We start from the raw sequence: 26,284 nt of genomic DNA, 5'->3' as shown, positions 1-26,284 counted from the left end.
GAGATTTGGAAACCATATCTGCTGCTATAACTGCAGCTGAGACTGGACATCTTGTTATGACAACACTTCATACACCAGATGCGCCTCAGACAATAGATAGAATTATAGATGTTTTTCCCTCTCATCAGCAGGCTCAGATAAGAATGCAGCTTTCAACTATAATTCAGGGGGTTATATCTCAGCAACTTCTTCCCAAGAGAGGGGGAGGAAGAGTGGTTGCAGTAGAGGTTATGATAGCTACTCCTGCTATAAGAAATCTGATAAGGGAGGGTAAAACGGCACAAATATATTCAGTTATTCAAACGGGTGCCAGACTTGGGATGCAGACCATGGATCAGGCTCTTGCTAAACTTTACAAGAAAGGTCTCATAGATAGAGAGGTAGTTCTTGAATATGCTCATGATCCAGGGTTATTGGAAAAGCTCCTTCAATAGCTTTGAGGGGTAGGTATATCGTCTCATGGCTTTATATTTCTATAGGGCTCGCACGTTCAGAGGCGATATAGTTGAAGGCAGAAGAGAGGCTGGAAGTGAGAGGGAGCTTTTTACCGCTTTAAGGAGCGAGGGTTTTTTCCCAATAGTTATACGAGAAGAAAAAGTTAGGAGAGCGCGTCCTGGAGAGAGGGCTCCGCTTTTCGCTCCAAGGATAGGACTCAGAGATATAGCGATATTCAGCCGCCAGTTTGCTACCATGATAAGGGCGGGTATGACTATAGTGGCTTCTCTGGATGTTTTGATTCAGCAAACAGCTAATCGTAGGCTAAGGTTTGTCCTTAGAACCATTAAGAGAGATGTGGAAGAGGGAGCCTCTCTGACGGAGGCGATGTATAGGCACAGGGATATATTCAATGAGCTTTATGTGAGCCTAATAAGGGCAGGAGAGGCTGGCGGAGTCTTAGACGATGTTTTGGATAGGCTTGCTTCCTATCTTGAGAGAGAGACTGCTCTGATTCAGAGAGTTAAAAGCGCCATGAGGTATCCCATATTCGTTCTAACGATGGCAGCTGCTGTTATAACCCTGCTTGTTGTTTATATAGTTCCCAAGTTTATCGTTATATTGAAAGGGCTTAATATTCCTTTGCCTCTTCCTACTCAGCTATTGATTTCTTTTACAGGATGGGTAAGGGAAAATATCTACTATATATTTTTGACTCCTGTTATAGTTTGGATTACTATAAGATTTTTAAGGAGGAGCAAAAAGGTAGCTTATGCCATCGATAGGTTTAAAATAAAACTTCCCATAGTGGGTCCTATAGCGTATAAAGTAGCCATAGTTAGGTTTACAAGGACTCTCGGAACGCTAACTGCAGCAGCGGTTCCAATACTTGAGTCTCTGGAAATCGTCTCAAAGGTTGCTGGTAATGAAGTTCTTGCAAGAGCCATAGATCTTGCAAGATATAGAGTTCAGGAGGGGCAGGGGTTGGCGGAGTCTCTTGCAGCTACGGGTATTTTCCCTCCAATGGTGATACATATGACCGCCGTTGGAGAGGAGACGGGAAACCTCGATGAGATGCTCCATAAGATAGCGGATTTTTATGATGAGGAGGTAGATAATGCTGTGAGAGGTCTTTCGGCTCTTATAGAGCCCATTTTAATTTTGGGTTTAGGTGGCGTTGTGGGATTTATAGCCATTTCGGTTTTTCTTCCTTTATTTCAGCTTATTGGAGGACTCTCAAGATGAGAAGATGGCAGAAGGTGTACGATTTCATTTCGTCCAAGGGATGTGAAGCTTTCTTGGTAAGCAAGCCGGTAAACGTAAGATATCTGTGTGGCTATAGGGGGGATGATAGCCTTCTAATATTGCTTGAGGAAGGGATGTATCTCTTCACGGATTTTAGATATCTTGAAGATGCGGAGGAATCCTGCTATGGGAAGTGCCAGGTTATGGAAATTCCCCAAGATAGGAAAACCTTGGGATATGTGCTTGACTGGCTTAAAGATAGGTCCGTTGGCAAGGTAGGTTTTGAGTCAAGATGGACTGTCTATGAAACTTATGAGATCTTAAACTCCAAATTTAATGCGATTCCTATATCGGATAGCGTAGAGAGGTTAAGAAAAATTAAGAACGAGGATGAAATCGATCGGATAAGGAAAGCGGGAGAAATAGCACTAAGAGGATATAGGTGGCTTTTAGATAAGATATCGCCAGGTGTTTCTGAGCGCGAGCTTGAGATTCACCTTGAAGCTTTTCTTAAAGAGATAGGAGCTGAAGAGCGGGCGTTTCCATTCATAATAGCTACTGGGCCTAATGCTGCTAAGCCGCATGCTCGCCCGTCAGCGAGGAAAATAGCGGAGAGCGAAGCTGTAATATGCGATTTCGGTGTGGTATGGGATGGATACCACGTGGACATGACAAGAACGTTTATAGTAGGAAAACCCTCTTCAAAGCTTAAGGAGATATACAATGCGGTCAGGGGGGCTCAAGAGGCAGTGCTTGAGCGTGTAAAGCCAGGTGTGAGAGTAAGCGAGCTTCACGCCTTAGCAGAGAAGTATCTGGGTAAGTGGGGTCCATATTTTAAGCACTCTTTAGGACATGGTGTAGGGCTTGAGATACATGAATCTCCGCGGATATCTAAAAGTAGTGAGGAGATTTTAGAAGAAGGTATGGTTATAACGATAGAGCCTGGTGTATACTTAAGGGGCGAGCTTGGAGTCCGTATAGAGGATACCATTGTAGTTAGAGCGGAAGGAGCCGAGATTTTGACACCCGCGCCGAAGGAGGGGATCATATGACCCTAAAGGAGAAAGTTGCTTATATTAAGGGGTTTATTAAGGGGGGAGGAATTAATGAAGAAAACTTGGCACAGATAATAGGACTGATAGTAGATGCTCTTGATGAAATTTCATCTGCGATAGAAGAGCTTGAGAGAACCCAGCTTGATCTTGAGGAGTATGTGGAGTCAATTGATGATGATCTTGCGAGCTTGGAAAAAGATCTCCTTGGAGAGGAAAAGGAGCTGGGTCTTGAAGAAGAATTTGAAGAGGTGGAGTGTCCTCATTGTGGAGAAATGTTTCTCGTTCCGGAGAAAGACTTTTTTTCTGAGGAGGAGATAAGGTGCCCTGCTTGCGGAAAGCTTATAGCCTCTGAGGAGGGTGAGAGCGCCAATGGAGATGGAAAATAGAGCAAAAGATGTAAAAGGCATCGTTAAGATAAACGATGATGTTATAGCTACTATAGTTGCAATGGCTTTGGCTGAAGTTAAGGGTATAAGACCTGCTACTGGCGGAAGTTTCATGGAAGAACTGGCGGAGAAACTTGGCAAGAAACCCACACCGAAGGGAGTTAAGATAGAAGTGGATGAGGATGAGGTTAGCGTGGACCTTTCCATAACGGTTGAGTATGGCATGAAGATACCGAATTTGGTTTGGGAGGTTCAGGAAAAGATAAAGGAAACCGTTGAGGAAATGACCGGCTATAAGGTTAAAGAGGTCAATGTGACCGTTCAGGGGGTTCACTTCGCGAGGAGAGCGGAGGAAAAAGAGGAGGAGGGTTAAGATAGATCCTTGAAAAGAAGAAGAGGTAGGGAATTAGCTCTTCAGGTTCTCTTTCAGTATGATTTTAGACCTAATCTTTCTTATGAGAAAGCCATAAGGAGCGTTCCTCTTGATCTTGAGCTTCCGGAGGTCAAAGAGTTCGCAGAGGAGATAATAAAGGGAGTGCTGAATATCAAGGAGGAAATTGATGAGCTTTTGAGGAAGCATACCGTCGGCTGGAAAGTCGATAGGATGGCGACGGTTGACAGAAACATCCTACGTATAGCCCTTTATGAAATTCTCAGGAAGAGAGAAGACGTTCCACTTTCTGTTGCGATAAATGAAGCAGTTGAGCTTGCTAAGAAGTATGGTACCGAGGATTCTGGAAAGTTCGTTAACGGCGTTCTGGCTAAGATAGTTCGTGAGGAAGGTTTTGAATGAACAGGTATAAGAAGAGGCTTTTAGGAAGAGCGAAATACAGATATAACCTTTGGAGGCCCTTAGGACAGGCTATGGATGACTATAAGATGATACTCCATGGAGAGCGCATTGGAGTTGCCGTATCCGGCGGAAAGGATAGCATGGTTCTTCTTGATCTTCTATGGAAGCTGCTAAGGATTGCACCGGTGAGCTTTGAGTTGGTCTGTCTGACCATCGATATAGGATGGGAGGGTTTTGACCCTAATCCGATAAGAAAGTTTTGCGATAGCAGGAATATACCTTTCTTCTATATGAAGACGGATATTGCTGAGATCCTGAAGCTGAAGAAGGAAAAGGATCCATGTTCTCTTTGTAGTTCCATGCGCAGGGGAGCTCTCTATGAGCTGGCTGAGGAGGCGGACTGTGATAAGATCGCCTTAGGGCATCATTTAGATGATATAGTTATAGCTTTTATGTTAAGTCTATTTTTCGCTGGATCTCTTGAGACAAGCAGGCCATGGGTTAGATCTGAATGTGGAAGATTTATAGTGATAAGACCGCTAAGCTATGTAAGGGAGGAAGTTATAGAATCTTATCACAGAGAAATGAAACTTCCTCTTATTGAGAGTACATGTCCCTATGCTTCCTCAAACTACAGAGTAAAGATGAAGGAAATCCTTAGAAAATTGGAGCGGATGAATCCTAATGTAAGAAGCTGCGTTCTTAATGCTCTTAAAAAGGGAGGGATACTTGATCCAGTCGATCGCAGAAAAGCTGATTGAGGAAGCTAAAAGGGATTTGAATGCCTCAGAAGTCGTTGTTGCTCTTTCGGGTGGAATGGATAGCTCTGTTTGTCTCTTTATCGTTTCAAAAGCGCTTCCGAGAGGGAAAGTAAGAGCGATTACGCTTGACTATGGGGTTTATTCATATGATAGGGGGAAGAAGTCTGCTATTGAAGTTGCTGAGGATGCTGGAGTAGAGCATATATTCATAGATGCGCAGAAGAGCTTTGAGGAAGTGCATAAAAGGGGCCAGGCTTGTAATAGGTGTGTTAGAACAAAGCTTGATATTATAAGAGATCGTTTTCCGGGGTGCGTTATAGTAACTGGGGCGAATTTAAGCGACAGCTGGAGCAGAATAGGCGTTAAGCGCTTTAGGGATATATATGCTCCTCTCATTAATTTAAGCAAGGTGGAGATAAGAAACTTAGTAGAGGAACTGGGAGTGAGATATCAGAGAATAGGCGAGGGAGTGTCAAGAGAGGGGTGTAAGGTTAAGCACCTGTGGAAGCCTCTTGCGGTTCCAAGGTATCACGGTATGGGTGTTGTTTTAGCTAACGATTTGTTGCTTGATTTCCTCGAAAGGAAGAGAGTGAGCTTTAGGTATGCTAACGTTAAGGTTATAGGACCATTAAGGAGGAATGTAGCTCTCGTTAACGTGGATCCCCATCTCCCCATGGAGTTAAAGGAGGAACTTGCAAGGGAGCTTCTCGCACTCAGGGAGATAGAGGAAGTCGAGTTTCTCGAGGGGAGATTTCGTTTAAAGGTCAAAGCGAATCCATCCATCTTTCTGGTTGAGCATTCTAAGAAAGATCTCGAGATGGGTAAGTTCAGAAAAGAAATAGCTTGTCAAATAAGCGTGGAGTGGCTTCTTTCGGGAAATAAGAGGCTTTCAACATTCCATGTAGTTGATTCAATTAAGGAGGTGTGAGTTTTGCTTCCACCAACCTTGAAGTGGGAGGGCGATGCTCTTCTTATACTTGATCAGAGGAGGATTCCCCATAAGGTGGAGTTTTTGAGATGTCAAGATCACGAGGATGTTGCGCAAGCGATAAAATCGATGGCGGTTAGGGGAGCTCCTGCTATAGGAATTGCGGCTGCCTATGGTGTTGTTCTCGGCGTTAAAAAGCTTTCTCTAAGAGATATAGAACGGATAGTAGATGTTCTATCTAAGACGAGACCTACGGCGGTTAATCTATTTTGGGCTCTTCAAAGAATGCGTAAAAAAGCTGAGTCTGCTTCGTCTTGGGAAGATTTGCTTGAGGAGGCAAAGGCGATACATGAGGAGGACATAAAGGCGAATGAAAGGATGGGTAAGTATGGCGCTGAGCTTGTTCCAGATCATGCCGTTATTCTAACGCACTGCAATGCTGGAGCGCTTGCGACTGGAGGATTCGGGACCGCGCTTGGGGTCATAAGGTTTGCTGCGCTACATGGGAAGAACGTGAAAGTTTACGCGGATGAGACAAGACCCGTTCTTCAGGGGGCGAGACTGACTGCATGGGAGCTTATGATGGATAATATAGATGTTACTCTAATAACCGACAATATGGCTGGTTATCTCATGTCAAAAGGAGAGATAGATCTCGTTATAGTGGGAGCAGATAGAATAGCTGCTAATGGAGATGTGGCTAATAAGATAGGGACTTATTCACTCGCAGTTTTGGCGAAGCATCATGGCGTGCCGTTCTACGTTGCTGCGCCTGTATCTACGATAGATCTGGATATTCCGTCTGGGAAAGATGTTCCTATAGAACAGAGGAATCCGAAAGAGGTAGTTGAAATAGGAGGGGTGAGAATAGCTCCTGAGGGAGTTAAGGTCTTTAATCCTGCGTTTGATGTTACTCCTGCTGAGCTTATAAGCGCTATAATAACCGAAAAAGGGGTATTAAGACCACCTTTCAAGGAGGGACTTTTGAAGATTGTGCGGGGATAGTGTTCTTATAGAGAACGCAACTTGGATCTCCATTTCGAAGAGGAAGGTAAGGAGAGGCAAAATATGGATAGAAAATGGAATCATAAAAAAGCTGGGTGATTTTGATTCGCCAGAGGGAGTGGCCATTATAGATGGGGGAGGAAGCTGTATACTCCCTGGTTTCGTTAATGCTCATGTTCATTCTCCCATGGTTCTTTTGAGAGGAAGAGCAGAGGATCTTCCATTTAAAAGGTGGTTGGAGGAAGCGGTATGGCCCCGTGAAAGGTTTTTCTCGAGAGAGGACATTTACTGGGGATCGCTGTTAGCGATCATGGAGATGATAAAGAGTGGAATAACGTGCTTTCTTGATCACTATTTTTACATGGATGAGGTGGCGTCTGCCTGTCAGGAGGCTGGGATTAGAGCGGTCTTAGCCGTTGGTATGGGGGGCAGAAGCTATGGTTTTAAGGATGGTATATACATGGCTGATAACTGGCACAATGCTCTCGATGGGCGTATAAAGGTTGCCTTTGGACCGCATTCCGTTTATATGTGTGATAGATCTCTTCTCGTTAAAATAGCAGAAGAGGCAATAAAGAGAAAGTTAAAGGTTCACATTCATCTTCTTGAGAGTGAAGAGGAAAGAAATACATCTATTAAGATTCATGGAAAGGATCCTATCTCTCTACTTGAGGAACTCGGTTATAGCGAGGTTCCCCTTATAGCTGTTCATCTTACATGTGCTAACGATAAGGAAATAGAGAGATTATCGTGCTGGAATGTCGCGGTGGTTCACTGCCCTACGAGCAATCTCAAGCTTGGTATGGGTATTGCTCCTTTATATAAGTTTATAAAGGGTGGGATGGATGTCGCTCTCGGAACAGATGGAGCGGCCAGTAATAACTCTCTAAGCATATGGGGGGAGATGAAGCTCGCACCTCTGCTTCAGAAGGGGTTTTTACGGGATGCCACTCTTATTTCCGCCTGGGATGCGCTTGAGATGGCAACGCTTGGGGGCGCGAAGACACTTGGTTTTGATAGGTTAGGAGATATAAAAGAGGGATGGGAGGCAGATTTGGTATTTTTAAACCTTGACTCCATTCATTATGTTGGCGCAAGGGAGGAGGATATAGTTTACTTCATAGTGTATGCTGGCAGGGAAAGCGATGTTTCAAAGGTTATGGTTAAGGGAAGGGTTATCTATGATGAAGGAAGGTTTCTCACGCTTGATGAGGATTTTATAAAGAAAGAGGTCTTTAGAAGGATAAAGGTGATGGAGGAGGGGGAGATTAAACTTTGATTCGTAAAAAGGTAAGTGGGCATGACCTAAGAAGGAAGTTTCTAAAATTCTTTGAGGAAAGAGGGCATAAGGTTTTTCCAAGTTTTTCTCTCATACCGGATGATCCCACGATTCTTCTTACGATAGCTGGTATGGTTCCATTTAAGCCATACTTTTTGGGGGAAAAAAAAGCTCCCGTTAAGAGGGCAGTTACTTGTCAGAAGTGCATTCGAACCAATGATATAGAGAACGTTGGCTATACTGCTCGACATCACACTTTCTTTGAGATGCTTGGGAATTTTTCTTTTGGTGACTATTTTAAGAAAGAGGCTATAAGGTGGGGATGGGATTTTATAACTAAAGTTCTTGGCCTTCCCGAGGAAAGGCTTTGGATAACCATATATAAGGATGATGATGAGGCGTTTGAAATATGGCATAAAGAAGTAGGTATTCCGGAAGATAGGATCGTTCGTATGGGAGAGGAGGACAACTTTTGGAAGGTGGGTCCTGTTGGTCCCTGTGGACCATGCTCTGAGATAATAATAGATCAAGGTGAAGAATTCGGATGCGGTAAGGAAACATGTGGGGTTGGTTGTGATTGCGATAGATACCTTGAGCTTTGGAATCTGGTGTTTATGCAGTATAACAGAAGAGAGGATGGTAGTTTAGAGCCTCTTCCAAAGAAGAACATAGACACGGGAATGGGGTTAGAGAGGTTAGCTTCAGTGATACAGGGCGTAAGAAGCGATTTTGAGACCGATCTTCTTTATCCTCTTATACGGAAAACTGAAAGTCTTTCGGGAATAAAGTATGGCAGTAATGAGGTTTCTGACAGGGCGATGAAGATAGTTGCGGATCATGCACGAGCGCTCGTTTTTATGATAGCTGATGGGATAATGCCTTCCAATGAAGGAAGGGGCTATATTCTAAGAAGAATATTAAGGAGAGCGGTAGTTAGTGGATGGAGACTTGGTTTTGAAAAGCCATTTCTTCATGAGCTTGTTCCTAAGGTTGTGGAGATTATGGGTGAGGTTTATCCAGAGTTGGGAGAGAATCAAAGGCTTGCTTCGGAGGTCATACTTCTTGAGGAAGACAGGTTTAGAAAAACGCTTTCTTATGGTTTAAATCTCTTTGAAGAGATGGTAAAAGATGCTCTCTCATCTGGCAGGAAACGACTTTCTGGTGAGGAGGCGTTTAAGCTTTACGACACGTATGGGTTTCCGTTTGAGCTTACTAAGGAGATGGCGATGGAAAGAGGACTCGGTGTTGATGAAGAGGGGTTCACTGAAGCTATGGAAAAGCAGAGGGAAAGAGCCCGTCGAGCTTCTAAGAGGGAAGCCTTGGATGACATTTATAGGAAGATAAAGGATGATATTGGGGAAACCCTTTTCGTTGGGTATGAAACTTTGGAAGCGCGAGCTAAGGTCTTGAGGGTTCTCGAGAATGATAATAAGCTGGAGATTGTTCTTGATAGAACTCCTTGCTATCCTGAGAGAGGAGGACAGGTGGGAGATAAAGGAACGATTATCTCCCAGAATTTTGAAGGAAGAATAGATGACACGTATTCTCCGGTTGAGGGGTTGATTGTTCATCGTGTAACTCCACTTAGAGGAAAGATCGATGAGGGAGACTTAGTCGATGTAAAGGTAGATGCACTTAGAAGAAGGGAGACGGCTAAGCATCATACAGCTACGCATCTCCTACATCAAGCTCTTTGTGATGTGCTTGGATCTCATGTGAGACAGTCAGGTTCTCTTGTGGCTCCAGATAGGTTGAGGTTTGATTTTTCTCACTTCTCACCACTAAGCTCAAGAGAGATTGAAGAGATAGAAAGAAGGGTGAACGAAAAGATATGGGATGACCTTAAGGTCGATGTCTTAAAGATGGATCTCGAGGAGGCTAAGAGGCTCGGTGCAAAAGCCCTTTTCGAGGGGAAATATGGTGAGAAAGTTAGAGTGATAAAGATAGGGGATTATAGTCTTGAGTTATGTGGCGGTACACATCTTGAGAGAACCGGATTGATAGGGGTGTTTAAGATAGTCTCGGAGAGCGGTATAGGAGCTAATCTGCGAAGAATAGAAGCCGTGTGTGGAAAATCAGCTTATGAGTACATGGTTTCCCAGCTTAAGGAACGTGAAAAGGGTCTTAGAAAGCTTCAGGGAGAGAGGGAAAAGCTTTCCGATGAGCTAAAGAGGAAGGAGCTTGAGATAGCTCGACTTAAACTTGAGAGAATTTCTTCCAAGGAGATAGATGGTGTGAAAGTCTTTTCAGCATTTTTGGAGAACCTTGATGCTGAGGCCATGCGTATCTTGGGAGACGAGATAAAAGCTAGACTTGGTAGCTCTATCGTCATACTGGGCAGTGCTAAGGAAGGAAGAGCGGTACTTATAGCTATGATTACGCCTGATCTTGTGGAGAAAGGGTGGAATGCGTCGAAAATCGTCAAGAATATAGGTGCTCAGATAGGGGGAGGCGGAGGAGGAAAACCTAGATACGCTCAAGCCGGTGGGAGGGATACTGTAAAGTTGAAGGAGATCCTGGCTCAAATAGAAAAGTATATATGAGATATTTAGGATTGGATTGGGGAGAAAAGAGAATAGGAATAGCAATAAGTGATGAGGGCGGAAGGGTTGCTATGCCTCTTAAGGTTGTTAACAGGGATTCGATCTTGGTTGAAATAGAAATGCTTAGGAAAATATATGGTGATTTTATCATTGTTTTGGGTTTACCGGTGAGGACCGATGGCGTTCAGGGAGGAGCCTCTGAGAGGGAAGCCCTTAAGCTCAAAAAGGAGATAGAAAAAAGAGGCTTTAAGGTTAATCTCTGGAAGGAGTGGTATTCCTCTGCAGAAGCTGAGAGATTGCTTAAAATATGTGAGCTCTCAGCGCGCAAGAGAAGGAGAGAAAGAGACAGGATTTCGGCAGCTTTGATCTTGGAAGCTTTTCTGAGGAGTGTTAATAGGAATGAAGGATAAGGAGGAGCTAACGCCTGCTTTAAGACAATATATGGAGGTAAAAGAAAAGTATCCTGACGCCATAATATTCTTTAGAATGGGAGATTTCTACGAGATGTTCTATGAGGATGCTAAAATAGCTTCTCGGGAGCTTGGCTTAACCTTAACCTCGCGAGATAGGGATAGGAAGGTTCCTCTTGCAGGTGTCCCCTATCATGCAGCTTCATCTTATCTACGAAGGCTGGTCAAAAAGGGATATAAAGTTGTTGTATGTGAGCAAGTTGGGGACACCAAAGGGAAAAAGCTTGTTGAAAGAAAGGTTGTTAGAGTGATAACGCCTGGAACCCTTGAGGATGAAGAGGGGGAAGCGAACTATATAGCTTCTGTATATCCCGCGGGAGATGTATATGGCTTGAGCTACGCTGATCTCATAGACGGTGATTTTTACTTAGGCGAGGTTGATAGAAAAGATCTTCTATCTGAGATAGAGAGAATTTCACCGGGAGAAATACTCCTCCCTGAATACATAGATATAGAAGATCTCCCTGGGGATATACCGAGAACCTATCTTCCTAAGGGGGAATTTTCCTGGAAGCAAGGAGAGGAGATCTTAAAGAGGCACTTTGGAGTCCAGAGCTTGGAAGCGTTTGGCTGTAAAGACAAGCTCGCTGGAATTTCATCGGCGGGGGCTCTTCTCTCTTATCTACTAAGAACTCAACTCGTTGATTTGCGCCACATAACCCAGATAAAAGTGTACTATCCAAGAGAGTACATGATTCTTGACTATACATCTCAACGCAATCTCGAGCTTGTTAAAAGTCTTCAGGGAGATGAGGAAGCCACGCTTTTTAGCGTTCTTAATAAAACCAGAACATCTATGGGAAGAAGACTCCTTAAAAGCTGGATATTAAAACCGCTTCGCTCGAAGTCTCAGATAAAAAAAAGACTCGATAGAGTAGAAGCTCTTTGTGAAAATTTTAACTCGCTTAGAAGGCTTAGAGAAGCTTTGGGTAAGGTATATGATCTTGAGAGAATTCTCGGGAAGATAAGCTTAGGAAGCTATACTGCTAAGGATCTTGCTATGCTCAGAGACTCGCTTAAAGTGCTTCCCACCATAAGAGAGAATCTCGAAGAACACTCGCCTTTTTCCGATCTTTTAGAACCACTTTCTGAAGCTCAAGAGCTGTTTGAGGTACTTGATCAAGCGCTTATTAACGTTCCACCTCATTCGATAAGCGATGAGGATTTTGTAAAAATAGGGTTTTGCGAAGAGCTTGATGAGCTTAAAGAGATCCTTGAAAGCGGGAGAAAATGGTTAGCATCTTTTGAGGAGAAAGAGAGAAAAAGAACTGGTATAAAGTCTCTGAAGGTAAGGTATAACAAGGTTTTTGGATACTATATAGAGGTTACAAAAGCGAATCTCCATATGGTTCCCTCGGATTATGAGAGAAAGCAAACTTTAGCGCAAGCTGAGAGATTTTTCACAAAGGAGCTTAAGGAATACGAGGAGAAGATTTTGACCGCTGAGGAAAAGATAGTAGAGCTTACATCTAAGATAAAGGAAAGGCTTGGAGAAGAAGTACTAAGAAGAGCTGCGCTCTTAAAGTGCCTTGCGGAAGCCCTTTCTGAGATAGACGTTCTTTCCTCCCTTGCCTTTGTTGCTCTGGAGAATGACTATGTTAAGCCTCAAATCGTTGATGCGAATGTGATCTATATTGAGGGGGGAAGGCATCCCGTGGTTGAGAAGTTCATCGGGCGTGAGCGGTTTATTCCAAATGATCTCTATCTCGATTCTTCAAAGTGTAGGGTGATAATTTTAACTGGGCCTAACATGGCGGGTAAGTCTACATACCTTAGGCAAGTTGCTCATATCGTTATAATGGCTCAGATGGGTAGCTTCGTTCCTGCGAAAAGTGCGAGGATAGGCTTAGTGGATAGGATATTTACCAGGATTGGTGCTTTTGATGATCTTTCAAGAGGCGAAAGTACCTTTATGATAGAGATGTCCGAGACCGCAAATATTCTCAGAAACGCTACCCCAAGAAGCCTCGTTATCCTTGATGAGATAGGTAGGGGGACGAGTACTTATGATGGCTTGAGCATAGCATGGGCTGTCATAGAGTACATATATAACCTCATAGGAGCCAAAGTACTCTTTGCAACCCATTATCATGAGCTTACTGAGCTTGAGAGATATTTACCAGCGCTTAAAAACTATCATATGGCGGTGGAGGAAAGGGAAGGAGAGATAACCTTTCTTTATAAGGTTAAAAGCGGAAGCGTGGATAGGAGTTATGGAATAGAGGTTGCCAAGATAGCGGGACTTCCTTCTGAGGTTATTAGAAGAGCTAATGAGATTTTAAGGAAACTTGAGAAGAAGGGTGAGGAGGTGGAATCTCCCAAGCAACTGGTTCTATTTGCAGCTTGAGGAGAGACCATATTGGGTAGGATAGCTGAATTACCACCAGATGTTGTTTCGAAAATAGCAGCGGGAGAGGTCATAGAGAGACCTGCTTCGGTTGTGAAAGAACTTATAGAGAACTCTATAGATGCCTCTGCTACTGAGATTAGGGTTTATATTGATGATGGAGGTAAAGAGCTTATTAGAGTGAAAGATAACGGTGAGGGAATACTTTCAGAGGATGTGGAGCTTGCATTTAGAAGGCATGCGACGAGTAAGATTTCGAACCTGGATGATATAAAAAGCTTGAAAAGCCTTGGCTTCAGAGGCGAGGCTTTGCCAAGTATTGCAGAGATTTCAAAGGTAGAGCTTATCACTCGTGCGAGGGGCGAGGAAAAAGGAACGAGGGCTCTGCTTGAGGGGGGCAAATTGGTAAGAAGAGAAAAGGGTTTTTTCCCCGAGGGAACGAGCATTTCAGTTCGCTCCCTTTTTTACAATTTTCCTTTAAGACGACGACTTCTTAAGAGCGCTTCTGCTGAGTGGAGCAGAGCCCTGAAGGTAGCAATAGCATATATTCTAGCCTTTCCATCTATAAAGTTTTTTATTTACAAAGATGGTAAGTTATTTTTAGCAAGTGGTAAAAGCGTTGAGGAAACCCTTCGTGAGATATTCGGTGAGGGATTTTTAAGGGGAAAGAGAGATATATTTTTCGAGAAAGGGGGGTATATAGTTTCGGGATCGATTTCAATATTGCCTGAGGGAGCAGGAGAGCTTTTCATTGTCATAAATGGTAGACCTGTGAGGGACAAGCTGATAAAAAAAGCCATAATAGATGCTCTTTCCATACCTCCTGGGCGCTTTCCGGTCAGAGGTTTTATCACGCTGAGGCTCCCTCCAAGTTTGCTTGATCAGAACGTTCATCCTGCTAAACTCGAAATCCGCTTTCTTGAGCCTCAAAGGGTTTACTCTATCGTTAAGTCAGCGATAATGGGAGCTTTTTCTATGGAAGAGACCTTGATTGAGTCTCCCGAGCGTTATGTCTCCATAACTCCTGCTGTAGAGAAAGGCAAAGGGAGTGCATCCCTGAGCCTCAGGGAGAGCCTCTTTGATTACGAGATTTTCAAAGCTCCTAAAAGGAGTAAAATTAAAGTTTTAGCTCGCTCCTCGCGTGGATATTTCATAGCTGAATCTCCGGATGGCATCGTTGTGGTGGATCCTCATGCCGTAGCCGAGAGGCTTATTTTTGAGAAGCTAAAGTCCATGAGATCGGTAGTTCAGCTTGTTATGTCTATACCGATCCAGCTCGATCTTTACACTGCTTCTATTCTGAGGGAGAAGATTGGCTTTTTCAGAGAAATAGGCTTTGATATCGAGGAATTTGGTAAGAACGTTTATATCTTGAGGGGGGTTCCATCGCCTATCTCGGAGCTGGGGATAGATTGGCATGAAGTCATAAGATCTCTTTTGAAAGAAGGTAGCTTTGAGTTATCCAAGGCGTGGGCTGATCTTGCCTGTCGTGCTGCTCCTAAGCTTGGAGCTGTTGAAAGCATTGAGGAGCTTCAATCTTTGCTTGATGAGCTTGCTGAATTTGGTGAGTTTGAGTTATGCCCGCATGGCAGGGCGTTAACTTATCTAATAAGCTATGAGGAAATAGAAAGATGGATGAAAAGATAGTTTTGGTTCTTCTGGGACCAACCGCTGTTGGAAAAACTGAGGCTTCTTTCGAGATAGCGCAGAAGTTTAATTGCGAGATAATCTCCGTTGATTCGAGGCAGATATATAAGCTCATGGATATAGGTACTGCTAAACCCTCTCTCGAAGAGAGGAAGAAAGTACCTCATCATCTTATAGATATCGTTTATCCTGACGAAGTCTATACAGCTGGTGATTTCTGTTCGGACGCCCACAGGATAATAGACGAGATCTCAGAAAGGGGGAAACTGCCACTTATGGTTGGAGGTAGCGCTCTTTATTACTGGTTGTTTTTTAGGAAGCCAATGAGTCCGTTGCCACGAGGGAGCCCCTCGCTGAGAGAGAGCTTATTGCGTAGGGGCAGAGAGACCCTCTATAAAGAGCTAAGGAAAGTGGATCCCGAGAGCGCTAAAAAAATTCATCCTAATGATCTTTATAGAATCGTTAGAGCACTTGAAGTATACCACCTGACCGGGAGACCTATAAGTCGTTGGCATTCGGAGTGGAAAGGAAAGGCACCGAAGGAGAGATATAAGGTTCTCTGGCTGGGTTTAATAAGAGATAGGGATGAAATTTACAGGAGGATAGATCTGCGTGTTGATGATATGCTTTCTCGAGGGTTGATAGAAGAGGTTAAAAGGCTTATTGAGATGGGATACTCTCCTGATCTTCCCTCGATGAAAGGACATGGCTATAGAGAGATATGCGATTACTTCTTAGGTAAGCTTACATTGGAAGAGGCAATCAATGCCATAAAAAAGGATACGAGACACTACGCGAAAAGGCAGTTAACTTGGTTTAGGAAATGGAAAGATATAGAATGGTTTCATCCGGATGGACTTGATAAGCTAATACGCAGAGTTGAGAGGTGGCTCGATGAGAAGTTTGAACGATTATGCTGAAATGGCTTTAAGTTTAGGAGCTTTAGAAGCGTGCCTGGGAACGATAGATAAGCTCGTCATAGACTATAGATTCTACCTAAAATGTAGGTTCGGATGCCCCTACTGGAACAGGTTTTGGACATGTCCATCTGCCCCAGATTTTCCCAAGCCCTGGGAGCTCGAGAGAATTTTATCGCTTTATCAGGTTTTTCTTGCAATTCGTTCTTCAAGCGATGCGGATAGCCAAAGGATTTCATATGAGATCGAACTTAAGGCTCGTCGTGATGGTTTTATTCATGCTTTTAGTGTTTCTAACTGCGGGGTTTTGTGTGGATATAAGTGTACTTATCCTCATAGCCCCTGTAGGCATCCGGAGAAAGCACGTCCCTCTCCATCCGCTTTATGTATAGATGTGGCTGAGACTGCTTCCAATCTTTCTATGAAATTTGAATTTAACGGAAAGGATTGGTATAGTTATGTTTTCCTGGTATAATGAAAGTATTAGTGGCTTCTTATATAGGATTCTGTTTTGGTGTTAAGAGAGCCGTTTCTATGGCGGAGGAACTCCTCTCAAGGGTGAAAAGGGCATATATAGTGGGAGATTTAATACACAATCCCCTTGAGATGAAGAGGCTTGAGAAAAAAGGGCTTATAAGGGTAAGAAGCGTTGATGAGATCCCCTTGGGAGCCCATGTTCTTGTTAGATCTCATGGGCTCCCTGAGGAGATCATAAGTTTGCTCAAGAAGAGGGGAAACATTGTCCTGGATACTACATGTCCATTCGTTAAGGAGGTTCGTAAAAAGGCTCGCTTTCTTTTGGAAGAGGGATATAAGGTTGTGATATTTGGTGATCCGGATCACCCCGAGGTTAAGGGAGTGCTCGGGGGGATAAAAGACAAGGGGTTCGTTGCTCTAGAGCCTAAGGACTTGGATTTTATCTCTCCATCTGATAAAATAGGTTTGGTTTCTCAAACTACGCAAGGAATTGAGGCTTTTATTAGGATCGTGTCGGAGGTCTGTCAGAGGGCAAAGGAGGTCAGAGTCTTTAACACGATATGCGATGAGACCTTGAGAAGAAGGCGTGCAGTGAGAGAAATAGCTTTAAGAAGTGATACTCTATTGATAATAGGGGGTAAAAACAGCGCTAATACAAGAAAGCTTGTGGAAATTGTTAAGGAGCTTTCTAAAAAGGTATATCATATAGAATCTCTATCTGAGATTTCAGGGAGGTGGTTCAAGGGGGTGCGAACTCTGGGAATAGCCAGCGGAGCATCGACTCCTTACTGGCAGATAAGAGCGACGTTAGCAATATTGAGAAAATATGGGGGTGAAGTAAGTAATGGAAATGGTCCAGACGGTAGGGGAAGCAACCTATCCCATTGAGATACGCCAACCTCAAAGAGGCGACATCATCGACGGGAAAATCGTTCAAGTTAAGCCTGAAGAGATAATAGTTGATATAGGAGCTAAGACGGAAGGTGTGATCCCAAGGTCGGAGTGGAATGCAAACTTTCTGGTCGATAAAGATAGGGAACCCGAGGTGGGAGAGGAAGTCAAGGTTTATGTCATAGATCCGGGCAAGGGTGAGGATGGGTTAATCAGACTTTCGAGATGGCGTGCTATATTTGAAGAGGCGTGGGATTACATAAGGGATGCTAAGAATGAGGATAAGCCAATAACCGTCAAAGGATTAAGGAAGGTTAAAGGTGGTTTGATAGTTGACGTTTACGGTATAGAGGGATTCATTCCGCAGTCTCATCTCTCTTTACCTGATAAACCGGTTTCCGCATGGAGGTTCAAAGGGAAGGAAATAGATGTTAAGATACTCGAGGCGGAAAGAAGGAGAAGAAGGGTTGTTCTTTCAAGGCGTGTTCTCCTTGAGGAGGAGCTTGAAAGGGAAAAGAAAAGGCTATTTGAAACGCTAAAGGAAGGAGATATAGTTGAAGGGAAAATCAGTGGTATTACGAGATTTGGCGTCTTCGTTGATCTCGGTCCCGCGGAGGGGCTGGTTCATCTGACGGAGCTTTCTTGGAAGAAGGGTATAAAACCGAGAGATGTTGTTAGAAAAGGGCAGAAAGTTAAGGTTAAGGTCATTGAAGTTAAGCCTGAAGAAGAGAGGATATCCCTAAGCCTGAAGCAGCTTCAGCCTGATCCATGGGAGAGTATCGAAGAGAAGTATGATGTTGGCCAGGTCTATGAGGGTAAGGTAACACGCGTTACTGACTTTGGTGCCTTCGTGGAGCTCGAGCCAGGCGTCGAAGGGTTGATCTCCAAGAGGGATTTGGATTGGGAGGAGGTAGACAATCCGAGGAAAATTCTGCGTGAGGGACAGAAAATCGAGGTCAAGGTACTAAATGTTAATCCTCAGGGTAGAAGGATAAGACTTGGGAGAAAGCAGCTTATAAATCCATGGGAGGACGTTGCTGAGAGGTTTAAGGTTGGCGATGTGATAAAGGTTAAGGTCACCAAGCTTGCGGATTTTGGTGCCTTTGTGGAGCTTAAACCGGGTGTTGAAGGGCTAATACACGTTTCTCATCTTGCTAAGGGTAGAGTTAAGCATCCAAGCGAGTGTGTTAAAGAGGGTCAAGAAGTTGAGGTAAAGGTATTGGAGGTAAAGCCCGAGGAGAAGAGGATACGTCTGAGTATAAGGGAGTTGATAACAGAAAGGGAGCGCGAGGAAAGAAGGAGAAAGGAGGAAGAAAGAAGAAGGGAAGAGGAGAAAGCTCGTGAGAGCATAAAGGAGATATTAGGGGAAGAACCCACAGTTACAATGGGAGACTTTGTAAATTGGAAAAAGCTTATGAAGAGAAAGTGATAGAGATGGAGGATCTTAGAATAAGACTGTATGGAGATCCCGTTCTTCGTGGAAAAAGTGCTCAAGTGCTCTCATTCGATGAAAGCATTCGTTCACTTGCAAGCAGAATGATAGAGATAATGTTTGAGCATGATGGTCTTGGTTTAGCTGCTCCGCAAGTGGGCGTATTAAAGAGGGTAGCTATTGTATTGAGGGAGGAAAAACCTCTCATTCTCATAAATCCAGAAATATTGGAGGTAAGCGATGAGTTAGTTGAGGCAAAAGAGGGTTGTTTGAGCTTCCCTGATATATATGAGATTATAAAAAGGCCTGCGGGAGTGAGGATTAAAGCTTTTAACCTTGATGGTGAAGAGTTTGAGCTTGAGGAAGAGGGGATTGTAGCACGAGCCGTTTTGCATGAGCTGGATCATCTTGATGGAAAGTTACTTATAGATTATCTCTCTCCCGCAAGAAAGGCGCTTGTTAAATCCAGGATGAGGAAGTTGTGGCGAAGGTGAAAATAGTCTTAGCTGGAAGTGGTCCGTTTGGGATCCCTTCTTTCGATAGGATTTGTAGTCATTTCGATGTTATAGGCGTTATAACCCATGTGGACAGGCCCAAGGGAAGGGGTTATAAGCTTTCGCCTACGCCCGTAGCTCTTTGGGCTAAAGAAAGAGAGCTGAGAGTATGGAAGCTTTCCTCAATAAAAGAATTTACCCCTGTCGGGGATATCCTTGTGGTTATAGATTGTGGTTTCATTATCCCACGTAGCGTTATAGATTCCTATCCCCTTGGAGTTATAGCTCTTCACCCCTCGCTTTTGCCCAGATATAGAGGTGCTGCGCCCATAAGGCGTGTTATAATGGCTGGCGAGAGGAAAACTGGTGTAACTACTTTTTTCGTTAACGAAAGAGTAGATGCTGGAGATATTATCCTTCAGGAAGAAACGTATATAGGAGAAAAAGAAACATACGGAGAGTTGGTAGAACGCCTATCCCGTATAGGAGCTGAATTAGTGGAAAGAACTTTGGTTCTTATAAGTGAGGGGCGTGCTCCGAGGATTCCACAGGATGAAAATCTTGCTACTTATGCTCCTAAGATAAAAAAGGAAGAAAGGGTGATAGATTGGAACGCTCCCGCAGAGTCTATAGAAAGGCTCGTGCGAGCTCTTTGTCCGTATCCGGGTGCTTTAACGAGATTTAGGGGAAGAATTTTGAAGGTTTTGGAGGTAGAGGCGATTGATAAGAATACAGTTTTTGGAGAACCGGGAAGCGTGCTCGAGGTTTTTAAGGAGGGCGTGAAAGTTGCTGCGGGTAAGGGAATCGTTTTGGTAAGGAAAGTTCAGCCTGAGGGTAAAAGATGTATGAACGTTAGGGAGTTTTGTTGCGGATATAAGCCTGCGAGAGGTGAGATTCTGGGCAAATGAAGGCGGAATATATAAATCCTTTTATAAGCGCTTTTTTCAGCGTTTTAAAGCAAGTCGCGCAGGCAGATGGAAAGAGAGGACAGCTTCAACTTAAGACCGATCCGCGTCCTTCATATGATGTTGCCATATTATTAAGCCTGGTAGGAGATATAGAGGGACAGGTAATTTACAGCATGAAAGAGGAGGTAGCTAAAAAGCTTGCTTCTGCCATGATGATGGGTTTTCCCGTTGAGGAATTGAATGACCTTGCAAAGAGTGCGGTATGTGAGTTTGCGAATATGGTTACTGGGAATGCCGCTATGCTCTTGGGAGCCAAGGGGCTTAAACTTGATATCTCTCCTCCTACTATAGTTAAAGGGAAGGATCTGGAGGTTAGCTCTCAGATATCGATGTTAGTCATACCAATTTCAACACCATTGGGAGAAATGGAAATAGATGTTGCCCTTAGAGAAAAGGATTAAGATCTTCGTTGGCGCTACAGGAAGCGGAAAAACGGAGTGGAGTCTAAACCTCGCTCTATGGCTCAGGAGAGAGGGAAGGGACCTTTATCTTATTGATCTGGACATAATAAATCCGTATTTTACGATTAGGGAAAGAAGGAATAAGATCGAAAGCCTTGGTATAAAAGTGCTGACCCTTCCAGAAAAGGCTCTCTTCTCAGATTTGCCTATAGTTCCTCCCCAAGTCTTTTCGGCCATTTTCTCTAAGCTGGATATCATTATAGATGTGGGAGGGGACAAAAGGGGAGCGAGAGCGCTTGCGCAGTTTGCCCCATCTTTGAAGAAAACGGGGTTTTCTATGTATATGGTGGTTAACGTTTTTCGCCCTCAAACATCAAGTGTAGATGCTATATTAAATCTTGCTCGATCTATAGAGATGGCTACTGGTCTTAAAATAACCGCTTTTATAAATAACAGTAATATGCTTGATCAGACCGAAAAGGAGCACGTTTTAAGGGGTCAGGCTCTTTTAAGAGAGGCTTCGATGAAATCTGGAATAAAGCTAATTGGGAGTAGCATTTTAAGGGATTTCAAATGGGATTTGAGTGGTATAGATGGTGGGCTCTGGAGGATCGAAAAGTTCCTTTCAAACGCTTGGGAGGTGAGTGGCGGTGGCAAGGGTTGTTATTGACGAGGAAAGGTGTAAAAGCTGCGAACTTTGCGTCGAAGCGTGTCCTAAGAATCTACTTATGATCTCAGACGAACTAAATAGGAAGGGTTATAGACCTGTTAAGTTCGTTGATGAAAAGGGAGAGTGTATAGGGTGTGCCTTTTGCGCTATTTCTTGTCCTGACGTGGCTATAGAGGTCTACAGATAAGGGGGGATGGTTTTTCATGGCAGAAAAGATATTGATGAAAGGTAACGAGGCTTTTGCGGAGGCGGCTATAAGAGCAGGATGCAGGTTTTTCTTCGGTTATCCCATCACTCCTCAAAACGAAATTCCTGAGTATATGTCAAGAAGGCTACCTGAGGTTGGTGGTGTGTACCTTCAATCCGAGAGCGAGGTGTCCGCTATAAATATGGTTTTCGGTGCAGCGGGTGCTGGGGCGCGCGTTTTAATTTCATCCTCGGGGCCTGGGATTAGTCTCATGCAGGAGGGTATGTCCTACATAGCTGGCGCGGAGCTTCCATGCGTGATAATAGATATTGTTAGAGGAGGACCAGGTCTTGGGGGGATACTCCCTGCCCAGGCCGATTACTTTCAGGCGACGCGAGGCGGCGGGCATGGGGATTATTATCTAATAGTGCTGGCTCCTCATAATCTTCAGGAAGCTGTTGATCTTGTTATGCTTGCATTTGATCTCGCGGATAAGTATAGGAATCCAGTAATGGTTTTCATGGACGGCTTCTTAGGACAGATGATGGAGCCAGTGGAATTTAAGAGAGAAGTAGATCCCTCAAAGCTTCCAAAGAAGGAATGGGCGATAAGCGGAGCCAAGGGGAGAGAAAGAAACCTTATCAAGACCCTTCATCTTGATCCGGATGAGCTTGAAGAACACAATCTTAAGCTTAAGAGAAAGTATGAAGAAATTATTAAGAACGAAGTCAGGTATGAGACCTACATGATGGATGATGCGGAAATAGCTATAGCCGCCTATGGCACGAGTGCGAGAATAGCCAAGACTGCCATAGGTGTGCTCAGGGAGAAGGGAATAAAGGCTGGATTGATAAGGCCTATAACTCTCTTTCCATTTCCCTATAAGATCTATGAGAGCTTTGTCGATCGTCTTAAGTATATACTCGTCGTTGAGATGAGCATGGGGCAGTTCATTCACGATGTGGAATTTGCGGTGAAGGGAAAGGTTCCTATTGGTTTCTTAGGACACGCTGGCGGAATGGCACCCACGTATGAGGAAATGGTTGATCTAATACTCAGAGAGGTGGGAAAGGAAGGTGATCGTGCATGAAGCTCGTTTTCTCTCGTCCCAAAAGCATGTTTGACAGGCATATGCACTACTGTCCAGGTTGTGGACATGGTATAACCCACAGGCTGGTGGCTGAGGTCATAGATGAGCTTAATATAAGAGATAGGACTGTAGGTGTTGCGCCGGTGGGATGTGCGGTGTTTCTCTATGACTATATAAATTGTGACATGTACGAGGCTGCTCACGGAAGAGCTCCGGCTGTTGCAACTGGGTGTAAGAGAGTACATCCTAACCTTATAGTTTTCACTTATCAGGGGGATGGGGATCTTGCATCTATAGGAATAGCGGAGATAGTTCATGCTGCTAATAGGGGAGAAAAAATAACCACTATCTTTATAAATAACGCTATCTACGGCATGACGGGTGGGCAGATGGCTCCGACCACTGTGCTTGGTCAAAAGACTACGACATCTCCTTTCGGAAAAGCCCCTGAAAGAGAGGGATATCCGATAAAAGTAGCGGAAATGCTTTCAGTACTTGAGGGATCAGCTTATATAGCCCGTGGATCCCTTTCCTCCCCTCAAAAGATTCTTCAGACCAAGCACTATATAAAGAAAGCATTTGAAACGCAGATGAAGGGACTTGGATTTTCCCTGGTTGAGGTGCTTTCTATGTGTCCAACCAATTGGGGTTTGCCTCCTGTCAAGGCGCAGAAGTGGGTCGAGGAGCACATGGAGCCTCAGTATCCCTTAGGAGAGTTTAAGGTTCCCGAAGAGAGGTGATCTGCTTTGTTCGAAGGAATAATACTTGCTGGATTCGGTGGACAGGGCATATTGATGGCTGGGAGGCTTCTGGCTTTAGCTGGTATGAAGGAGGGAAAGCATGTTACGTGGATTCCAGCATATGGGCCTGAGATGAGGGGAGGAACCGCTAACTGTACGGTGATAATCTCGGATGATCCTATAGGTTCTCCCGTTATAAGCGCGCCTAATACTCTCTTCGTTTTTAATCAGCCTTCGCTTGAGAGGTTCATACCGAGACTTCTTTCAGGAGGATTGCTCATATATGATAATTCTCTCGTAAAATATCCCTCCCCGAGGGATGACATAGATATAGTAGGTGTTCCTGCTACTAAGATGGCTGTTGAGTTAGGAAATCAGCGGGTTGCTAATCTTATAATGCTTGGAGTTTACGTTGCTAAGAAAGGTTTTCCGAGTGAGGAAAATCTTCTTTCTGCATTGAAGGAAACGCTGGGAGAGAAGAAGGCGTCCATGCTCGAGGTAAATGAAAAGGCTTTTCGAAAGGGGATAGAGTATGGAAAAAGAGCTTGAGAGAAGACTGGTTTATCAAGGAAGAGTAGTAAATCTCAGAGTGGATGAGGTTATGCTTCCGGATGGGAGGAGGACGCGCAGGGAGGTAGTTGAGCATCGTGGTGCGGTTGTCATTCTTCCAATTACTCGCGGTGGAGAAATCGTTATGGTCAGGCAGTATAGATATCCTGTTGGTGAGGAGCTTCTTGAGCTTCCTGCAGGGACGCTTGAACTTGGTGAGGATCCTCAAGTCTGTGCAGAGAGAGAACTGACCGAAGAGACGGGTTATAAAGCGGGAAGTATAAGGCTCTTAACGAGTTATTATTCAAGCCCTGGCTTTTGTACAGAAAGGCTATATCTTTTCCTTGCAACGGATCTTGAGCCAGGCTCTCAGAAACTCGAGAGTGATGAGAGAATAAAGGTAGAGCTTTATAGCCTTGATGAGGTAAAGGATAAGGTGAGATGTGGAGAGATTAAAGATGCTAAAAGCGTTGCGGGAATACTGTATTATGTGGTTTTTGAAAGTAGATGAACGATTTGCTTGAAAGATTTAGGAGCTTTCTTATAACTGAACGAGGTATATCTCCTTCTACATTGGAAGCTTATATAAGGGATGTTTCAATCTTTCTAAGCGGGATAAAAGATCCGTTTAACGTTAATTGGGATGCTGAATTGGTCAGCTTTTTAGAGAGACTGAGAGCATCTGGGATGAGAGAATCTACCTTAGCGCGTAAGGTAACTTCGGTAAGGGCTTTTCTTGAGTTCATCTCGGTGGTTGCTCCTCAAAGCGCTCCGCGGGGAGCAACCACCGTTCCATCAGTACGTATAAGGAGAAGACTTCCTCGTTTTCCCTCTATTTCTGAGATGGAGAAGCTGTTTAAGGCTGTTAACACTAATAGCACAATTGGGCTTAGAGATAGAGCCATGCTCGAGCTACTTTATGCGACAGGTTTAAGAATATCTGAGCTCGTTGGTTTAAAAATAAGCGACTTGGATATCGAAAGTGGCGTTCTACGATGTAGGGGAAAGGGCGATAAGGAGCGATTGATCCCAGTGGGGAAAGAGGCTCTGCAGTGGATAAAGAGATATATAGAAGAGGCTCGGTGCAAGCTGTTGGGAAATAAAAAGGACGAAGGATGGCTTTTTCTGAACGTTAGAGGAAGAAGGATCTCGCGGGAAGCATTTTGGCATCGCTTTAAGATATATCTTGCGAAGGCTGGCTTAAGTGGTGAGTATTATCCTCATTCCATAAGGCATGCTTTTGCTACTCATCTTCTTGAAAGGGGAGCTGATCTTCGCACTCTTCAGGAGATGCTTGGGCATTCAAGCTTGAATACCACTCAGATATACACTCACCTTGAGATAAAAAGACTTAAGGAAGCATATAAGAAGTCTCATCCAAGAGCATAGAAGAGGTGGGATACCTTGGAGGGAAAGCTTTCGGAAAAGGCTAAAGAAATCGCAAAGTTTCTTAGAGAGAGGTTTGAAGGGAGAATACCAAATATCGCCGTTATTTTAGGCTCAGGGCTTGGTAATCTTGCAGAAGAGCTTGGAGCAATAGGCTTCATTTATTATAGGGATATACCCGGTTTTTCTCTACCCACCGTTAGGGGACATGAGGGGAAGCTTTGGTGGGGTGGGAATTTTGTTATCCTTCAGGGCAGACTTCACTTTTATGAAGGATATTCTATGGAAGATATAACTCTGCCGGTAAGAGCGCTGGCTTTTTGGGGAGTTAAGCTATTGATAATAACTGCATCTGTGGGAGGAATAGCTGATGATCTTAATCCTGGAGATCTCGTTCTTATAAGCGATCATATGAACTTTATGGGAGATAATCCACTAAGAGGTGTAAATGATCCTTCCTTGGGAGAACGCTTTCCCGATATGACGCAGGTTTATGATGGGGAATTGCGTGCCCTTTTAAAGAAGAAATTTAATCTTAAGGAGGGAGTATATGTGGCGGTTTGTGGTCCCTCATACGAAACACCGGCTGAGATAAGGGCTTTTAAACTCCTTGGAGCGGATGTTGTGGGAATGTCTGTCGTTCCCGAAGCTACCGTTGCCAAGCAGATGGGACTCAGGGTCTTGGGAATAGCGGGTGTTGCCAACAAAGCAGCCGGTTTAGGAAGGGGAAAGATAGCCCACGAGGAGGTTCTTAAAAATATGAGCTTATGCAGAAATAAATTGAGAGAAGTACTTTCCTTCTGCTTGAGAGGAGGTATAGATCTTTGACACCAGTCGAAATTATAAGGAAGAAAAGGGATGGACAGAAACTAAGTAGAGAGGAGATAAGCTATTTTATAAGAGGATATGTAAATGGAAAGATAGCGGATTATCAGGCTTCAGCTTGGTGTATGGCTGTTTTCTTCAGAGGCATGGATGAGGACGAGATTCTGAACTTCGTTGAAGTTGTGGGAAAATCGGGAGAAGTTCTTGATCTAAGCGAGTTTCCTGATGAGAAGCTTGATAAGCATAGCACAGGAGGCGTAGGGGATAAGGTTAGCCTTGTTCTCGTTCCTCTTTTGGCCTCTTGTGGCTTTTATTTTCCTAAGATGTCAGGAAGGGGGCTGGGGCACTCAGGGGGGACTATAG

The 26,284-nt window shown here is 44.1% G+C and carries 30 protein-coding genes; all 30 read left to right on the top strand.

What is annotated here, in order from left to right; all coding sequences use genetic code 11:
* Positions 1 to 434: Flp pilus assembly complex ATPase component TadA (tadA, locus tag J7M13_04820; protein ID MCD6363305.1), on the top strand; the 434-nt coding region annotated here is incomplete at its 5' end.
* Between the two features lie 25 nt (positions 435 to 459).
* Positions 460 to 1,680, top strand: coding sequence for a type II secretion system F family protein (locus tag J7M13_04815; GenBank protein MCD6363304.1), 1,221 nt, complete (start codon positions 460 to 462; stop codon positions 1,678 to 1,680).
* Positions 1,677 to 2,732 (top strand): aminopeptidase P family protein, encoded by a 1,056-nt coding sequence (locus tag J7M13_04810; protein ID MCD6363303.1) that lies wholly within the window; start codon positions 1,677 to 1,679, stop codon positions 2,730 to 2,732. The genes J7M13_04815 and J7M13_04810 overlap by 4 nt, the downstream gene beginning before the upstream one ends.
* Entirely contained in the window at positions 2,729 to 3,121 is a 393-nt protein-coding gene (locus tag J7M13_04805; protein MCD6363302.1) for a hypothetical protein, read from the top strand. The genes J7M13_04810 and J7M13_04805 overlap by 4 nt, the downstream gene beginning before the upstream one ends.
* Complete coding sequence (locus J7M13_04800; GenBank protein MCD6363301.1) at positions 3,111 to 3,494, top strand: Asp23/Gls24 family envelope stress response protein; 384 nt, start codon at positions 3,111 to 3,113, stop codon at positions 3,492 to 3,494. Before J7M13_04805 ends, J7M13_04800 begins: the two co-directional genes overlap by 11 nt.
* Positions 3,495 to 3,503: 9 nt before the next feature.
* Positions 3,504 to 3,914, top strand: a complete 411-nt coding sequence (gene nusB, locus J7M13_04795; GenBank protein MCD6363300.1) for a transcription antitermination factor NusB — start codon at positions 3,504 to 3,506, stop codon at positions 3,912 to 3,914.
* Complete coding sequence (locus J7M13_04790; protein MCD6363299.1) at positions 3,911 to 4,675, top strand: tRNA 2-thiocytidine(32) synthetase TtcA; 765 nt, start codon at positions 3,911 to 3,913, stop codon at positions 4,673 to 4,675. Before nusB ends, J7M13_04790 begins: the two co-directional genes overlap by 4 nt.
* Positions 4,644 to 5,603, top strand: a complete 960-nt coding sequence (locus J7M13_04785; GenBank protein MCD6363298.1) for a 7-cyano-7-deazaguanine synthase — start codon at positions 4,644 to 4,646, stop codon at positions 5,601 to 5,603. Before J7M13_04790 ends, J7M13_04785 begins: the two co-directional genes overlap by 32 nt.
* Positions 5,604 to 5,606: 3 nt before the next feature.
* A complete protein-coding gene (gene mtnA / locus J7M13_04780) occupies positions 5,607 to 6,608 on the top strand; it encodes an S-methyl-5-thioribose-1-phosphate isomerase (GenBank protein MCD6363297.1) in 1,002 nt (333 codons plus the stop codon).
* Positions 6,595 to 7,887 (top strand): amidohydrolase, encoded by a 1,293-nt coding sequence (locus tag J7M13_04775; protein MCD6363296.1) that lies wholly within the window; start codon positions 6,595 to 6,597, stop codon positions 7,885 to 7,887. Before mtnA ends, J7M13_04775 begins: the two co-directional genes overlap by 14 nt.
* Entirely contained in the window at positions 7,887 to 10,430 is a 2,544-nt protein-coding gene (gene alaS, locus J7M13_04770; GenBank protein ID MCD6363295.1) for an alanine--tRNA ligase, read from the top strand. Before J7M13_04775 ends, alaS begins: the two co-directional genes overlap by 1 nt.
* Before the next feature lie 11 nt (positions 10,431 to 10,441).
* The gene (gene ruvX / locus J7M13_04765; protein ID MCD6363294.1) at positions 10,442 to 10,840 is read left to right on the top strand and encodes a Holliday junction resolvase RuvX; all 399 of its coding nucleotides are present in this window, start codon (positions 10,442 to 10,444) and stop codon (positions 10,838 to 10,840) included.
* Complete coding sequence (gene mutS / locus J7M13_04760; protein ID MCD6363293.1) at positions 10,830 to 13,247, top strand: DNA mismatch repair protein MutS; 2,418 nt, start codon at positions 10,830 to 10,832, stop codon at positions 13,245 to 13,247. Before ruvX ends, mutS begins: the two co-directional genes overlap by 11 nt.
* A gap of 12 nt (positions 13,248 to 13,259) precedes the next feature.
* Entirely contained in the window at positions 13,260 to 14,894 is a 1,635-nt protein-coding gene (mutL, locus tag J7M13_04755; GenBank protein MCD6363292.1) for a DNA mismatch repair endonuclease MutL, read from the top strand.
* Complete coding sequence (gene miaA / locus J7M13_04750; protein MCD6363291.1) at positions 14,879 to 15,814, top strand: tRNA (adenosine(37)-N6)-dimethylallyltransferase MiaA; 936 nt, start codon at positions 14,879 to 14,881, stop codon at positions 15,812 to 15,814. Before mutL ends, miaA begins: the two co-directional genes overlap by 16 nt.
* Entirely contained in the window at positions 15,789 to 16,286 is a 498-nt protein-coding gene (locus J7M13_04745) for a hypothetical protein (GenBank protein ID MCD6363290.1), read from the top strand. The genes miaA and J7M13_04745 overlap by 26 nt, the downstream gene beginning before the upstream one ends.
* Positions 16,286 to 17,176 carry a 4-hydroxy-3-methylbut-2-enyl diphosphate reductase gene (gene ispH, locus J7M13_04740; GenBank protein MCD6363289.1) on the top strand — a complete coding sequence of 297 codons (891 nt, stop codon included), beginning with the start codon at positions 16,286 to 16,288 and terminating at the stop codon, positions 17,174 to 17,176. The genes J7M13_04745 and ispH overlap by 1 nt, the downstream gene beginning before the upstream one ends.
* Entirely contained in the window at positions 17,133 to 18,608 is a 1,476-nt protein-coding gene (locus J7M13_04735) for a S1 RNA-binding domain-containing protein (protein ID MCD6363288.1), read from the top strand. The genes ispH and J7M13_04735 overlap by 44 nt, the downstream gene beginning before the upstream one ends.
* A complete protein-coding gene (gene def / locus J7M13_04730) occupies positions 18,581 to 19,105 on the top strand; it encodes a peptide deformylase (GenBank protein ID MCD6363287.1) in 525 nt (174 codons plus the stop codon). Before J7M13_04735 ends, def begins: the two co-directional genes overlap by 28 nt.
* Positions 19,093 to 20,013 carry a methionyl-tRNA formyltransferase gene (fmt, locus tag J7M13_04725; GenBank protein ID MCD6363286.1) on the top strand — a complete coding sequence of 307 codons (921 nt, stop codon included), beginning with the start codon at positions 19,093 to 19,095 and terminating at the stop codon, positions 20,011 to 20,013. Before def ends, fmt begins: the two co-directional genes overlap by 13 nt.
* Positions 20,010 to 20,474 carry a chemotaxis protein CheX gene (locus J7M13_04720; protein ID MCD6363285.1) on the top strand — a complete coding sequence of 155 codons (465 nt, stop codon included), beginning with the start codon at positions 20,010 to 20,012 and terminating at the stop codon, positions 20,472 to 20,474. Before fmt ends, J7M13_04720 begins: the two co-directional genes overlap by 4 nt.
* Positions 20,449 to 21,144, top strand: a complete 696-nt coding sequence (locus tag J7M13_04715; protein ID MCD6363284.1) for a hypothetical protein — start codon at positions 20,449 to 20,451, stop codon at positions 21,142 to 21,144. Before J7M13_04720 ends, J7M13_04715 begins: the two co-directional genes overlap by 26 nt.
* Positions 21,119 to 21,331 (top strand): 4Fe-4S binding protein, encoded by a 213-nt coding sequence (locus J7M13_04710; GenBank protein ID MCD6363283.1) that lies wholly within the window; start codon positions 21,119 to 21,121, stop codon positions 21,329 to 21,331. Before J7M13_04715 ends, J7M13_04710 begins: the two co-directional genes overlap by 26 nt.
* Before the next feature lie 16 nt (positions 21,332 to 21,347).
* Positions 21,348 to 22,421: a 3-methyl-2-oxobutanoate dehydrogenase subunit VorB gene (locus J7M13_04705; GenBank protein MCD6363282.1), complete on the top strand. Its 1,074-nt coding sequence runs from the start codon at positions 21,348 to 21,350 to the stop codon at positions 22,419 to 22,421.
* Positions 22,418 to 23,161, top strand: coding sequence for a 2-oxoglutarate oxidoreductase (locus J7M13_04700; GenBank protein MCD6363281.1), 744 nt, complete (start codon positions 22,418 to 22,420; stop codon positions 23,159 to 23,161). The genes J7M13_04705 and J7M13_04700 overlap by 4 nt, the downstream gene beginning before the upstream one ends.
* Positions 23,162 to 23,167: 6 nt before the next feature.
* Complete coding sequence (locus tag J7M13_04695; protein ID MCD6363280.1) at positions 23,168 to 23,710, top strand: 2-oxoacid:acceptor oxidoreductase family protein; 543 nt, start codon at positions 23,168 to 23,170, stop codon at positions 23,708 to 23,710.
* The gene (locus tag J7M13_04690; GenBank protein MCD6363279.1) at positions 23,694 to 24,221 is read left to right on the top strand and encodes an NUDIX hydrolase; all 528 of its coding nucleotides are present in this window, start codon (positions 23,694 to 23,696) and stop codon (positions 24,219 to 24,221) included. Before J7M13_04695 ends, J7M13_04690 begins: the two co-directional genes overlap by 17 nt.
* A complete protein-coding gene (locus J7M13_04685) occupies positions 24,218 to 25,099 on the top strand; it encodes a tyrosine recombinase (protein ID MCD6363278.1) in 882 nt (293 codons plus the stop codon). The genes J7M13_04690 and J7M13_04685 overlap by 4 nt, the downstream gene beginning before the upstream one ends.
* A gap of 15 nt (positions 25,100 to 25,114) precedes the next feature.
* Positions 25,115 to 25,924, top strand: coding sequence for a purine-nucleoside phosphorylase (locus J7M13_04680; protein MCD6363277.1), 810 nt, complete (start codon positions 25,115 to 25,117; stop codon positions 25,922 to 25,924).
* On the top strand, positions 25,921 to 26,284 hold a 364-nt coding region (gene deoA / locus J7M13_04675; GenBank protein ID MCD6363276.1), incomplete at its 3' end, for a pyrimidine-nucleoside phosphorylase. The genes J7M13_04680 and deoA, both read left to right, overlap by 4 nt.

The sequence above is a fragment of the Synergistota bacterium genome (genome assembly GCA_021159885.1).
GTDB lineage: Bacteria > Synergistota > GBS-1 > GBS-1 > GBS-1 > AUK310.
The sequence above is the reverse complement of the archived record's forward strand: the minus strand, read 5'-3'. Positions and strand labels throughout refer to the sequence as shown.